Below are 12,504 nucleotides of genomic sequence, written 5' to 3'. Positions count from 1 at the left end.
GCGCCTCTCCGCTTTGTCCATATTAAGTATAAAAAAAATCGCCGTCCCATGGTGTCCCAAAGTGACGACGATTCGTTCCTAATTTTTCTGTATGGTTTAGTTTTTCTTTCCTTTAACAGTATTACTGCCTTTTTCCTCGGGCGGCGTCAAACTTTCAACCAGTGTTAAAAGCCAAGCAGCTGCTAAGGCAATACATCCCGCTACAAAGAAATACACACCCGCCCATAGCGCTTGCAGTCCGGCGATATGCGCTTTTCTTGCAAAGCCCAGCACAAAGAAGCCGATACCGAGTACGACGCCTACCAAAGCAGGCAGATATTTCATCCATTTCACAGAATGAAATAACATATAGAGCGCCACGGTTACCGCTGTAAATATGACGATCATCAGCGGCAGCATGATAAGTTTGGATTGATATTGTGCAATGATTCCAAATAGACTTGCCATAACCTTCTCCTATCTTGTGTAATCTTACCATACCCCGACTCCCTGCGCTATAATAGAATCAAATAAACTGTATTCCTGTGGATTCGTTTCCACTATTTGCCGGTCGAGACCGGCTCCTTTCCGGAGGAGGTAACCCGTGAAAAAGCGTTACTGCATTGGCTTGTTCATACTTGTCCTATTGGTTCTTGCTCTTGTCCCGTTCTCCTCTAGGGCTGATGTCGGCGGCGGTGTCGACTGGGGCACCAATAATTGGGGTGGCCATGATTGGGGCGGTCATGATTGGGGCGGCAACGATTGGGGCGGCAACGATTGGGGCGGCAATGATTGGGGTGGCGGCTCGGATTTTGGCAACGTCACCGGCGCCTTTAATCCCTTTTTTCTGTTCTACGCCTTCAATAACCCATGGCTGATTTTGATCATTAATGTCATTTTGATCATTCGCTTTCTGATTTGGAGAAAAATGCGCCGTAATAACCAAAATCGCTCACAATCCTACGCTGATCCGTCGTTTTCTACTGCAAGCGACCAAAATCTGCAAACCCTGCTCGATCGCGATCCGCATTTTTCCAAGCAACAATTTTTGCTGCACGTCTCCGACGTCTTTGTCGCCCTGCAGCAGGCCTGGACGGCGAAGGACTGGCGTACCATCCGCACCTTCGAGTCTAACAACCTCTATGACCAACACGCCCGACAGCTGCAACAATACATCGATAAAAAGCAAACCAATGTCGTTGAAGACATCTCCGTTTTGGAAACGCGCATTGAATCTTATGAAGAGGACGAAGAAAATTCGTATTTGAACGCCATCATTCGAGCACGCTACTGCGACTATGTCATAGAAGATGAAAGCGGGCGTGTCATTAAGGGCAAAAAAGGGCATCGCTATATTATGACGTACCGCATGCAGTTCATGCGCAAACTCGACGCTAAAACGGAGAACCAAACACAAACCAAAGCCACGCAGTGTCCAAATTGCGGTGCACCACTTGCCATCAATCAAAACGGCATCTGCGAATATTGCGGCGCCGAAGTCACCACCGGAGCCAATCAATGGGTATTAAGTGCTCTACAGCCCCTGGAACAACGCAGTGCGTAAGCCCTCATTAAGCGCGAGGATCTTCCTTTCCGACTTTTCCCTGCGTAACTTTTCCATGTACGATAGGCCAAAGCACGCTTTCTTCGTCACATGAACAACATATCCTCGTAGTAGAGTGTAACAAAAAGGAGGAGCTATGAAACATTCGATTCTTAAGACAATTTCGGCCTTGACCTTAGCCGTCCTGTTAACAGCTTGCCAAAGCACCGCACCCGCTTCCGAAGAACTCTCGTCGCAGGTCGATTCCGCTGTTGCAAGCACATCGGAAGTCACTTCCTCGGAAAACAAAAGTTCTTCTGCCTCGCTTTCTTCCTCTGATGAAGATACGCTGTCCGCAGAAACCGTTACATCACTTGAGAAATTGGCACACGATGTAGCCGAATTTCCAACCGGTACGGCAGGTGCAAGCATGAAAGCCGTCCAGATCGCCAATAACTTTCTGCCATTTGGCGATGCATTAAAGGCCCATCCGGATGTGTTGATCCGCGCTTTGAAAAAAGAGAATTTAGCGAATGACTTTAACGAACTGCAGCAGCAATGGGAAGTTATTTCGGAAAATATCCAAGGCTTGGTCAAAAAAGATGCCATTACTATTGCAACAGCGAATGATGCCGGTGTGGATGTGAAGACCTCTCTCCTGAAAGCCGATGAGTGGAAAAGCGTATGCGAGACCATCGCCAAAGGGCTGAAATAGGCTTTCTTATAGAACCATAACAAATTAAAATAAATGAGCTGTCTTGCACAGCTCGGCGGATAACTATAGAAGAAGCAGAGGGCGGCCTATGGCCGCCTTCCTTTTTTGTCGCCGTGTGGCGATCCTGTGCGATTTCTGACTAGGTAAAAACCGTATATCGAAATTTACCTAGTCGCCATTTGGCGATCCTGTGCGATTTCCAGCTAGGTAAAAACCGTATATGGAAATATACCTAGTCGCCATTTGGCGATCCTGCGCGTTTTCCAGCTAGGTAAAAATCGTATATGGAAATATACCTAGTTGCCGCACGCCATCGCCATGTGCTTTCTGGCTAGGTAAAAACCGTATATCGAAAAATACCTAGTCGCCACACGCCATCACCGTGCATTTTCCGGCTAGGTAAAAACCGTATTTCGAAATATACCTAGTCGCCATTTGGCGATCCTGCGCGTTTTCCAGCTAGGTAAAAGCCGTATATGGAAATATACCTAGCTGCCGCACAGCGTTGCCGAGCGTTTGCCAGCTAGGTAAAAACCGTATATCGAAATTTCCTAGTCGCCATGTGGCGATCCTGTGCGATTTCCAGCTAGGTAAAAACCGTATATCGAAATATACCTAGCTGCCGCACGCCATCGCCATACATTTTCCAGCTAGGTAAAAACCGCATTTCGAAAAATGCCTAGTCTCCGCACGGCGTTGCATCGCATGGCACAAGGAGCGCCGCGCGGTGCGCTTTGCAGTGGGCGTCTGCAGCGTCCGAAAACAACCGCATGCCGTCGCCCGGAAGCGGCTATCTGCATCGTCCAAAAGCAGCCCCTGCCGTCGCCCCGCAGCAGCTACCCGCGTCGTTCTATAGCAGCCCCCTACGGCGGCGATTGGATCCGAAAGGGCACCGCTCCTCTCTTATCTGGCAACGCTATTCGGTTTGTTTCTGACTTTCTCCGGCACGCGATCGGCCATGCGCAAGAACACAAAGCCTAACAGGAAAAAGATGGCTAAAGCGGCAACAGCAATGTTGATGGTGCCTCCGGCGTATTTGACCATGGCGATGACAAAGGAGCCCAAGAAAGAAGCGCCTTTGGCAAAAATGTCATAGATGCCGAAGTATTCACCAGCATGTTCAGGCGGGATTATGCGAGAATAGTAGGAACGGGAAAGGGCTTGAATGGCGCCTTGGAACATGCCGACGCCGAAAGCCATGATGCCGAACTGCCAAAGTGCCTGCAGGGTGAGTGCATAGAGTGCCACAGCAAGATAGCCTAAGATACAGACCAGGATCAGGTTTACCGTGCGGAATTTGCGCGACAGCCGTCCGAAAAGCAGAGAAAAAGCAAATGCGACAACCTGTGTAAGTAGCAGCACGATGACCTGCCCGACGGTATCCAATCCCAAATCGGTACCGATATTGATGGCATTGTTGATAATCGTGCCCACTCCATCGATATACATGAAAAAGGCAAGCAGGAAAAGAAATACTTTACGCTCATTTTTCACAATATCCACAAAGGTGCGCCGGACGGCGGTAAAGCTTTCAATAAGCGGCGGGGCCTGTTCGCGCACATAATTTTTCTGTTCATATGTCCCAAGCAGAGGCACGGTGACCAAGAACCACCAGACGGCAGTAACCACACAGCCAATCAGACGAGCAATACCCGGGTCCAAGATGTGCAGCATGGAATCAGCAACGTAGGCGAATAAGGCAATCAAAAAGGGAATGCAAGATCCGATGTAACCCCAAGCGTAGCCGTGGGAAGAAATTTCATCCATGCGTTCCGGTGTTGTCACATCGACCAGCATAGAATCATAAAACGTGAGCGATGCAGAATAGGCAATCTTTACGAAAATGAAGAGAATGAGAAATAATAGCCAGCTGGTTGTGACGCCAAAGAGCAGGCATCCGATCACCCCAATGGCTAAAGAGGTGGTGAAAAATAGTTTCTTGGCGCGACGGTGGTCGGCAATACTGCCAAAAATCGGCCCGAGAAGCGCTACGATCACCGTCACCAGAGAAACGCTCAGCGCCCAGTGCCCCGTGGCTTCATCCGACGTCAGGCCTCCCGGTTCGCCTGTAATGGCAAGCACCTTAAACCAAATCGGAATCAGGGTTGTTGCCAGCATTGTAAAGGCAGAGTTGGCTACATCGTACAGCACCCAGGCGAATTCTCCGGGGGTGAAAGAGTTGCGTATCTTTTCCAGCATAGTAATCCTTTCTGCTACGCGCTACGCGTAGTTTGGATCCGGATCCCCGGCATCCGTACGAACGGCTTCAAAGTGACGATCAAAGAACGGATCCAAATCCGCTTTATCTTCCAGGAAAGCGATGAAATTAGGCCATAGCGCAGAAAAGCGCGCTTCCGCATCTTTCAGGAGCTCGTCCAGGCGCACATTCGAGGCATGACAACGCGGATCTTCTTTGTCTTCCATAAAGAGATCTCCAAAATCGCCCGGCATGGCAATGACCCGTGTCGCGGTGCGAATTAGGGCGCGTTTGATGCCGTGCGGCGAATAAAACATACGCAATCCACGCACCTGGCTTTTTAGTACATCATGCATACTTTCCGGATCCAGGCCGAAGAACGGGCCGATTACTCTCGCTGCCTCTTCCGATGGTTGTACCAGACGCGAGCGATCCACCTTCTCCGGGTTTTTGCCTGCACGTCGCAACAGGCAGGCATCATATTCCGCTTCAATTTTATTGTGCGACACGCCGCCTTTCAGAACGTGCCATTCCACAAACGTATGACATGTAGCGTCCAGCACAAAGTGGGTCAAAAAGCCAATTAGATAGGCTTTTTGTTTTTCTTGTACAGCAGGATCGTCCGTGTGTTGAACAATATATTTTGCTCGGGTGAAAAATTCCCTTGCCGGCTGAAAATGCAGGGTGTTCCCTTGAGTGCGAATCGCATTTTTTTGTAGCGGTTTATAGTAAAACAAGGGGTCGGGACCGTGAACGCCGATATCAAAGAGCGCCCGATGCGAGAGAACCGCTTGTTTCAATGCCTCCGGCAATTGTGGATACACGCGGTCTCCAAATTGATAATGCGTATAGGTGGTCGGCATGATCTCTCCTTTCCCTTCCGGTTTTCTTGCCTTTTCATTTTACCAAAGACGTGATTGCGTGGCATCCATACGATACTTCACCATTTAACGGTAATCGGTTGGCGTTTTACTTTATTCTTGCACCGCCCCACTCGACAACCGTAAAGCCTTGCCGTTTCATTGAGAAAAGCTTTTGTTCTCTGATGTCTATAGGTTTGACAGAAGGATACCAGGTCATAAAAACTCGTATCATCGTATCTTCTTTGGGAACAACGGTAAGTTTGGCATCGTTCGTGTACGCACGATCTTGGAAGGTAATGATGTTGTACGGAATATCTTCCATTTGAGGAAGCCAGTACACAATAAATTCATTTATTTCTCTATGATTCAAACCCAGCGTCTCCAATTTCTCTTCAAGAAATTTTTCTGTATCCGATCCCTTAACGCAAAATCCTTCATCCATCTTATACGTTTTATCTTTCACGCCCTCCCAGAACAGCGCATAGTATTCACGGTTATTGCACCGAATGGTACCGTCGGGTTTGGCCGTAACCTGCCATGTTGTGTTCGCAGAAAAGGAAGGATAGACGTGTGTAAACTTTCCGTTATAGTCCAGAGAGACCGATACACGTTGTTCTTGTTCCGGATAAAGATAGATCATCGGTTTGAGTTCTTTCGTATCGTTGATATCTTGCTGATAGGCCGCGAGAACGCCCAGCAATAATAAGATAAGGATTATCAATAGTATCACTATCTTCGGCTTTTTCATGACTATTCCACTCCTTTCTCTCTTCTTCATTCTAACAGGAATAACGCAAAGATTGACATAAGATCGATGTGTTTTCACGACCGGCAGAAACAGAAAAAAAACGGCATAGCCGGTAATTTCTTACCAAGCTATGCCGCTGCTTTTCGGAGATTTGAAATCTCGAATGAGCAACCACAAATAGGGTTTCTTTTTTTATAACGCGTCGCTCGCAGCGATTAACGTTTCGAGAACTGCGGGCTCTTACGTGCCTTCTTGAAGCCGTATTTATAACGTTCCTTCTTACGTGCATCACGCGTCAGGAAGCCGGCTTTCTTCAAGCTTGCACGGAGGTTGGGGTCAAATTCAAGCAAAGCACGGGCAACGCCCAAACGAATGGCGCCCGCCTGACCGGTAAATCCGCCGCCTTTTACCGTAACGGCAACGTTAAAACCTTCGCGCTGTCCCACTAACTCCAACGGCTGTGTGCAGATGTCGCGCAGGGTTTCATAATCAAAATATTCTTCCAAGCTGTAACCATTGACAAGCACCTGTCCGTTTCCCGGAAGGAGTCGAACTCGTGCTACGGCCGATTTGCGACGGCCGGTGCCGCGATATTGCTGATCCATCGTATCCTCCTACTTAAAACGTTAATTCTTCCGGCATCTGGGCGGCATGTTTGTGCTCCGGTCCCACATATACCTTCAGCTTGCGGTACATCTGATGTCCGAGCGTATTGTGAGGAAGCATGCCACGAACGGCTCTTTCCAAAATGCGCTCCGGATGTTTTTCCATCATATCCGCATAGGAGATATCACGACGGCCACCAACAAAGCCGGTGTGATGCTTGTACATCTTTTTGTGTTCTTTGTCATTGGTCATGCGCACTTTCTCGGCATTGATAACAATGACATAGTCACCCGTGTCTACATTCGGGGTGAAAATCGGTTTGTGTTTTCCGCGAAGCACGGCAGCAATATGTGCAGCAAGACGACCGACCACTTGATCCGTCGCATCGACGACATACCACTTGCGCTCCACCTCCAACGGTTTTGCTAAAGTTGTTTTCATCTTATGCTCCTTTTCTTCCTGCTCTGTCCATTTTGACTCCGCCGATCAGAGAAGCGGGTTTTGTTGATTCGACAATTTTTGTTTCGCACATCGACGCTGCGAATGGAATTACCGAAGATCCGGGGCATAAAGATGCCCAAACAGATACCCGAATATTATAGAGGAAACCTGGAGGAAAGTCAAACTAAAACCATCCCGCAAACAGCGGCAGCACATAGGAAGTACAAACCGCCAGAACCAGGGCCGGCAGCATGTTGGCCACCCTGAGCATTTTCCCCCATACCAGGTTAATACCAATGGAAAAGATTAGGATCGAACCCATCAGCGAAAGATCTGCCAGCGCTGTCTCGGTAAGAATCGGTGCAATCCATGTAGCGAATATCGTTAAAACGCCTTGGAATAAGAACAGCGTGATCGCCGAAAAAATAGCGCCGGGTCCCATCGATGCACTCATGGCAAGCACGAGAAGAAAATCCAAAACGGATTTAACCACCAGCGTGGAAATGTCGTGGCTTGCCCCATCCTGAATCGCACCGATGACGGCCATCGCCCCGATGCAGATGGACAGCGATGTTGTGACAAAGGCTTCCACAAACCGTGCATCTTTTTGATTGCCGGAACGACCTTTTAGCCATTCTCCAAAATTAATCAGTTTTTGTTCCAAATCCAAGCCTTCGCCGATTATCGTTCCCACCGCCAGAGTCAAGATGATAAAGAGCGTCCGCCCGGCAATGAGTTCTCCATGCTGTATACGCAACATGCCTTGCATCGCACTGGCAATGGCCATGAACAGCACGCTCACCCCGCAAGTTTTAATGACCGCTTCCTGCTGATTCTGTTTGAATATATGCCCTGTAAGCAACCCCAGAAAACCACCGATAATCACCGCTACGGTATCGATCAATGTCCCCAGTCCGACCATGACTTCTCCTTTGACGTCCTGTCAGCTTCTCGTTACTTGAGCGCGTCAGACGACTCCTCCTCTTCGATGGCCATAATCATTCCGACACGTTTTTCGTGTCTTCCGCCTTCGAAGGAGGCATCCAAAAACGCATCTACGAGCGTTAACGCCAGCTGGTCTCCAAGGGTGCGTCCGCCCAGGGCCAGCATATTGCAGTTATTATGGCGACGCGACATCGCCGCCGAATACGCTTCGCTCACATTCGCACAGCGAATGCCGCGTACTTTATTAGCCGCCAACGAAATACCGATGCCGGTGCCGCACATCACAATACCAAAGTCATACTCGCCACAGGCAACTTTCTTTGCCACAGCTTCCCCGACTTTCGGATAATCCGTGCGTGCGCCATCCACGCTGCCAAAGGCATCCGCTTCAATGCCGCGCTCTTTCAAATGCTCCATCACCGGCGCCAACAGCACATAGCCGCCACGATCACAACCCACTGCAATTTTCATGGAATCCCCCTTTTGCATTGACGGACAAAGCTTTGTCCGAACTTCATCAAGTATTCACGCCGCTTTTTATTATAGGAGATGTCACAAAAAAAACAAAACAACTGCAAAAACTCGCCGCAGCAGGCAAAAAAAAATCGCGGGACCCGAAGGTCCCGCAGGATTTCATTTCCGAAAAGCAAATCCGTAAGCCGTGTTCTGTTTCTGAACATCATCTGTCTCGACGCTCTGTTACCAGGGCGTTCCAGCGATACTGCGAGTCGCAGCGAGCAACTGCATCATGACTCTGATCTTGCACCGAATGGGGTTTACAGGGCCAACCCGTCTCCGGGTTGCCGGTGAGCTCTTACCTCGCCTTTCCATCCTTACCATTTCTGGCGGTTTATTTCTGTTGCACTATCCTTAGAGTTACCTCCACCGGACGTTATCCGGCATTCTGCTCTGTGGTGCACGGACTTTCCTCGAATGTTCGCGATGTTCCGACTTGCTCCTCATCGGCAACTATCTTACACAAAATATTGATCAATTGCAAGAAAAGCGTTAAATGAACGTTAAAAACAAACGACTTTTAAGCATTGCCGTTATGACGTACCGCTTCCGCATCTGCCTGCAGAAAATGCGCAATGCCAGGTGCCATTACACGAGAACGGCGCAAAGCACTTCCCATTGCCGGAAATTCGCCGACATAGTGGCCGAGATCAATAATGCATAATCCGGCGCGCAAGGCGTCCTGCGCTTCATGGTACTTTACATCCCCCGTCAGCATTACGTCACAATCCGCCTTCAGTGCATTCGGCACAAAATCCATGCCGGCGCCCCCCAGACAGGCGACACGGTGAATTTCGGTTGCCGGATTGCCATAATAGACGATCGATTCGGCATCAAATGCCTTCTGCAACGCTGCCGCATAGTCATCAAGGCGCATACGAGAATGCGTACCGTAAACGCCCTTCCCCTTAGACACCGTCCAAAGCGGATCCGACGGATCACGCGACACCAACGCTCGGGTATCGGATAAGCCGGCTCTTTCGCCCAAGGTGTCATTGACGCCGCCGTCTGCCCAATCCCAGGCGGTATGGGAAGCATAGACTGCGATGTTATTCTCCAGTGCCTCTATGATCCAATCCTGCAATGGAATGCGCTCGTCCAGCCCGTGCACGCCGCTGAAAAGTACCGGATGGTGCGTCACGATGAGATTGGCTTTTTCTTGTAACGCTCGCTCTAAAACGCCTTTCGTAAAATCAAGGGCAAAAACGATACCCGTTAACGGCTGCGCAAAACGACCGAATTGGCGACCGGAATGATCCCATTCCTCTTGAAGCGCTAAGGGTACCTCTTCTTCCCATCGCTCTACCCAATCTAGGATCTGCATCTTTCCCTCCTACTTTTCGCCGCAAGAATGTTTCACTTGCTCTTTCAAAATGGAACGTATCGCAGCGCATTGATTTTCTAACTCTTGGCGACGTTTCTTGGCTGTCGGCGAACCTTGCCCCGCAAGTTTCTGTATTAAGCCGCTTAACGTCTTCTGTTCACGATGCAGCTGCTCCATGAGTACCGGATGATGCTGACGCAGAAGCGTTGGCCCGTATTCTGCTTCCGTGTCGCTTAAAGCCTCAGCATAGTCGCTTTGTGGCGAGCGTTGGCATCCCGGAAACACGCGAAACAGCGGATAAAAAACCCCCGCCTCTTCCAAGAGATCCTCTTCCACAGGCATTGCCAGCTGTTGCAAAAAACGACGAAAATCGGCAAGACCGCTCTGTGGTGAAAGCACCCACGTCTTTGCGCGCTTAGCAAAGGGAAGGGAGTCCCGCAATATCCGTTCGATAAGCGGGCCTCCCATACCGGCAATGACAATCGTATCCGCGCTCGACCAAGGTAATTGCTGCAGTCCGTCGGTCACTGTCATGTGAATTTTCTGTTGTATGCCTGCGGCTTCTTGGGGCAGGGCTTTCGTCAACTTGCTGAGCGAATCACCCGAAATATCGGTAGCCAAAACTGCGCCGATATCCGATCGCTTTGCGAGTCCCAAGGATATCAGACCGTGATCGGCGCCGACATCCACGACACGTGCCGAAGGCGGGACGGCGTCCACTAAGGCTTGGATACGTGTCATGCTTTACTCCAGAAAATCGCGCACTTTCTGACTGCGCGTCGGATGCTTCAGCTTACGAATGGCTTTCGCCTCAATCTGGCGAATGCGCTCACGCGTAACGTTGAATTCCTTGCCGACTTCTTCCAACGTGCGCGGCGTACCATCGTTCAGACCGAAACGCAACTCTAACACCTTGCGTTCACGGTCCGAAAGCGTGCTCAAAATGTTTGCCAGCTCTTCGCGCAGCATGATGAAATTTGCTGCTTCATCCGGCGATACCACCGTATCATCTTCGATAAAATCGCCAAGATGCGAATCTTCTTCTTCGCCGATCGGCGTTTCCAGCGATACCGGTTCCTGTGCAATCTTGCGTACCACGCGCACTTTTTCCACATCGATATTCATCTCAGCTGCAATCTCTTCGTTAGTCGGATCACGATTCAATTCCTGTAGCAACTGTCGTTGGGCACGTGAGAGTTTATTGATGGTCTCTACCATATGTACCGGGATACGAATCGTACGAGCCTGATCTGCAATCGCACGCGTAATGGCCTGACGAATCCACCAGGTCGCATAGGTTGAGAACTTAAAGCCGCGATGGTAATCGAATTTCTCGACCGCCTTCATCAGGCCTAAATTGCCCTCTTGAATCAGGTCCAAAAAGCTCATCCCGCGCCCGACGTAGCGTTTCGCAATCGAAACGACCAGGCGCAAGTTCGTCTCCGCCAGACGCTGCTTAGCGGTGGAGCCCACGCGCATCGCGCGTTTTAACTGCTGTTCATTGTCTTCCGATAACGGTAAGCCCATCAGCATGCGACACGCCGGTTCCGTTTTTCTCATCAGGTCTTCCAGCTTTTCGCGAATGGGCGTGAAATCATTTTTAAAATGCGCCAAGCGCTTGTTCAATGCTTCTTCCGCCTCTGCCAGCACCGCATAGTTTTCGGCTTCCATCTCTGTTAAAGCGTCTTTGGGCTGTCGTTTCCGAATGGTACGGTTGAGTTTGTCCACGATGGTATTGCGCTCAAACAGTTCACGGCGCATGTCGCCTTGAATAGCGGACTCTTCCGTAAGCGGTTTAACATGAAATTCCTCGGCCAAATCCAAGAGCGTGTCCGTCGGTTCATCCTCTTCTTGTGCTTTCTTATAAAACAAGCCGACTGCCTTGATAATGCGCTCCTCGTTTTCCAGCGCAATGTCCACACGGCTTTTCTGTTTTACCGTTAAATCGTCGGGGGTTAAAAAGAACGCCACCAAGGCTTCCTGTAACTCGACACACAATGCCAATTCGCAAGCTTCATCACGATTCAGACTCATACGGCTGAGACGGCGACGAATATAGCGCTCAACGTACGCCGCGATTTTTATGGATCGATATTCTTTCGACTCTTCTTCCAGTATATGTTCCTCAGGATGCAGCGTGCATTGCAGCAGCTTTTGGAAGCCTTCATATTGTCTCGACTGTGCCGCCAGAAAACGCTTCTTAGCATCCTTAGCATCCATTAATTCCAAAAGCAAAGCAGCTTGAGAGTGGTTCAGGGATTCCTTTGCCACTTCGATTTCCTCCCGCAAAGAGGCTTTTTCGCCGCGCAGCAGCTTTGCCGCAGATTCAGCCATCTCCATACGACGTGCCAAAAGCACTTCTTCCTCTGCCGTCAATAAGGAAACACGGCCGATCTCTTTTAAATACATTTTCACCGGATCGTCTACGGCAACATTTTGCAGCATTTCCTGATCCGTCAATTCCGGTGTGTCTTCTTCTTTTTCCTCTTCCAAAGAAGCGTCCAAATCCGAGAGGGCATCCAGATCGCTGAGAGAAGCTTCCTCTTCTTCCTCCTCGATCAAGTCCTCTTCTTCCTCTTCATCCGGATCTTCCGTGCGATCCGCTACTATCATGGAAATGCCGTCGT

Annotated in this window: 13 protein-coding genes, 1 other RNA gene and 1 pseudogene; 2 read left to right on the top strand and 13 right to left on the bottom strand. The window is 49.7% G+C overall.

Going from position 1 to position 12,504, the window contains the following annotated elements; all coding sequences use genetic code 11:
- Positions 1-96: 96 nt before the first annotated feature.
- A complete protein-coding gene (locus tag BN98_RS00945) occupies positions 97-447 on the bottom strand; it encodes a hypothetical protein (RefSeq protein WP_019190198.1) in 351 nt (116 codons plus the stop codon).
- Positions 448-583: 136 nt separating this feature from the next.
- On the opposite strand from BN98_RS00945, the gene BN98_RS07750 reads away from it, so the two are divergent.
- Together BN98_RS07750 and BN98_RS00935 are read left to right on the top strand one after the other, a co-directional pair.
- Complete coding sequence (locus BN98_RS07750; RefSeq protein ID WP_019190199.1) at positions 584-1,543, top strand: TIM44-like domain-containing protein; 960 nt, start codon at positions 584-586, stop codon at positions 1,541-1,543.
- Between the two features lie 136 nt (positions 1,544-1,679).
- Complete coding sequence (locus tag BN98_RS00935) at positions 1,680-2,237, top strand: hypothetical protein (RefSeq protein ID WP_019190200.1); 558 nt, start codon at positions 1,680-1,682, stop codon at positions 2,235-2,237.
- Between the two features lie 903 nt (positions 2,238-3,140).
- Here the strand turns inward: BN98_RS00935 and BN98_RS00930 are convergent.
- From BN98_RS00930 to BN98_RS08640, 12 genes and pseudogenes are all read right to left on the bottom strand, one after another.
- Positions 3,141-4,436: an MFS transporter gene (locus tag BN98_RS00930; RefSeq protein WP_019190201.1), complete on the bottom strand. Its 1,296-nt coding sequence runs from the start codon at positions 4,434-4,436 to the stop codon at positions 3,141-3,143.
- A 21-nt stretch (positions 4,437-4,457) separates the two neighbouring features.
- Complete coding sequence (locus BN98_RS00925) at positions 4,458-5,297, bottom strand: zinc dependent phospholipase C family protein (RefSeq protein ID WP_019190202.1); 840 nt, start codon at positions 5,295-5,297, stop codon at positions 4,458-4,460.
- A 106-nt stretch (positions 5,298-5,403) separates the two neighbouring features.
- Complete coding sequence (locus BN98_RS08530) at positions 5,404-6,045, bottom strand: hypothetical protein (protein ID WP_019190203.1); 642 nt, start codon at positions 6,043-6,045, stop codon at positions 5,404-5,406.
- Between the two features lie 215 nt (positions 6,046-6,260).
- The gene (gene rpsI / locus BN98_RS00915; protein ID WP_019190204.1) at positions 6,261-6,650 is read right to left on the bottom strand and encodes a 30S ribosomal protein S9; all 390 of its coding nucleotides are present in this window, start codon (positions 6,648-6,650) and stop codon (positions 6,261-6,263) included.
- Positions 6,651-6,663: 13 nt separating this feature from the next.
- A complete protein-coding gene (rplM, locus tag BN98_RS00910; protein WP_019190205.1) occupies positions 6,664-7,092 on the bottom strand; it encodes a 50S ribosomal protein L13 in 429 nt (142 codons plus the stop codon).
- 184 nt (positions 7,093-7,276) lie between these two features.
- The gene (locus BN98_RS00905; RefSeq protein WP_019190206.1) at positions 7,277-8,014 is read right to left on the bottom strand and encodes a DUF554 domain-containing protein; all 738 of its coding nucleotides are present in this window, start codon (positions 8,012-8,014) and stop codon (positions 7,277-7,279) included.
- 32 nt (positions 8,015-8,046) lie between these two features.
- The gene (rpiB, locus tag BN98_RS00900) at positions 8,047-8,508 is read right to left on the bottom strand and encodes a ribose 5-phosphate isomerase B (protein ID WP_040942492.1); all 462 of its coding nucleotides are present in this window, start codon (positions 8,506-8,508) and stop codon (positions 8,047-8,049) included.
- A 168-nt stretch (positions 8,509-8,676) separates the two neighbouring features.
- Positions 8,677-8,996: RNase P RNA component class A (gene rnpB / locus BN98_RS07965), an RNA gene on the bottom strand.
- 77 nt (positions 8,997-9,073) lie between these two features.
- Positions 9,074-9,877 carry a Nif3-like dinuclear metal center hexameric protein gene (locus tag BN98_RS00895; protein ID WP_019190208.1) on the bottom strand — a complete coding sequence of 268 codons (804 nt, stop codon included), beginning with the start codon at positions 9,875-9,877 and terminating at the stop codon, positions 9,074-9,076.
- A 9-nt stretch (positions 9,878-9,886) separates the two neighbouring features.
- Positions 9,887-10,618 (bottom strand): tRNA (adenine(22)-N(1))-methyltransferase, encoded by a 732-nt coding sequence (locus BN98_RS00890; protein WP_019190209.1) that lies wholly within the window; start codon positions 10,616-10,618, stop codon positions 9,887-9,889.
- Positions 10,619-10,621: 3 nt separating this feature from the next.
- On the bottom strand, positions 10,622-11,701 hold the full coding sequence (gene rpoD / locus BN98_RS08525) for an RNA polymerase sigma factor RpoD (RefSeq protein WP_412581842.1): 1,080 nt from the start codon (positions 11,699-11,701) through the stop codon (positions 10,622-10,624).
- A gap of 522 nt (positions 11,702-12,223) precedes the next feature.
- Positions 12,224-12,286, bottom strand: a pseudogene (locus tag BN98_RS08640) (sigma-70 factor domain-containing protein); the annotation flags it as partial.
- Between the last annotated feature and the right edge of the window lie 218 nt (positions 12,287-12,504).

It is taken from the genome of Levyella massiliensis (genome assembly GCF_000308275.2).
Lineage (GTDB): Bacteria > Bacillota > Clostridia > Tissierellales > Peptoniphilaceae > Murdochiella > Murdochiella massiliensis_A.
Note: the sequence above shows the minus strand (reverse complement) of the source record. Positions and strands in the feature narration are given on the sequence as shown.

What these genes read in the sequence shown, in the direction of transcription:
- BN98_RS08530 (WP_019190203.1), bottom strand. Translation starts at nt 6,045, where the DNA reads ATGAAAAAGCCGAAGATAGTGATACTATTGATAATCCTTATCTTATTA.
- rpsI (WP_019190204.1), bottom strand. Translation starts at nt 6,650, where the DNA reads ATGGATCAGCAATATCGCGGCACCGGCCGTCGCAAATCGGCCGTAGCA.
- rplM (WP_019190205.1), bottom strand. Translation starts at nt 7,092, where the DNA reads ATGAAAACAACTTTAGCAAAACCGTTGGAGGTGGAGCGCAAGTGGTAT.
- BN98_RS00890 (WP_019190209.1), bottom strand. Translation starts at nt 10,618, where the DNA reads ATGACACGTATCCAAGCCTTAGTGGACGCCGTCCCGCCTTCGGCACGT.
- BN98_RS00945 (WP_019190198.1), bottom strand. Translation starts at nt 447, where the DNA reads ATGGCAAGTCTATTTGGAATCATTGCACAATATCAATCCAAACTTATC.
- BN98_RS00905 (WP_019190206.1), bottom strand. Translation starts at nt 8,014, where the DNA reads ATGGTCGGACTGGGGACATTGATCGATACCGTAGCGGTGATTATCGGT.
- BN98_RS00925 (WP_019190202.1), bottom strand. Translation starts at nt 5,297, where the DNA reads ATGCCGACCACCTATACGCATTATCAATTTGGAGACCGCGTGTATCCA.
- BN98_RS00895 (WP_019190208.1), bottom strand. Translation starts at nt 9,877, where the DNA reads ATGCAGATCCTAGATTGGGTAGAGCGATGGGAAGAAGAGGTACCCTTA.
- BN98_RS00935 (WP_019190200.1), top strand. Translation starts at nt 1,680, where the DNA reads ATGAAACATTCGATTCTTAAGACAATTTCGGCCTTGACCTTAGCCGTC.
- BN98_RS00930 (WP_019190201.1), bottom strand. Translation starts at nt 4,436, where the DNA reads ATGCTGGAAAAGATACGCAACTCTTTCACCCCCGGAGAATTCGCCTGG.
- rpiB (WP_040942492.1), bottom strand. Translation starts at nt 8,508, where the DNA reads ATGAAAATTGCAGTGGGTTGTGATCGTGGCGGCTATGTGCTGTTGGCG.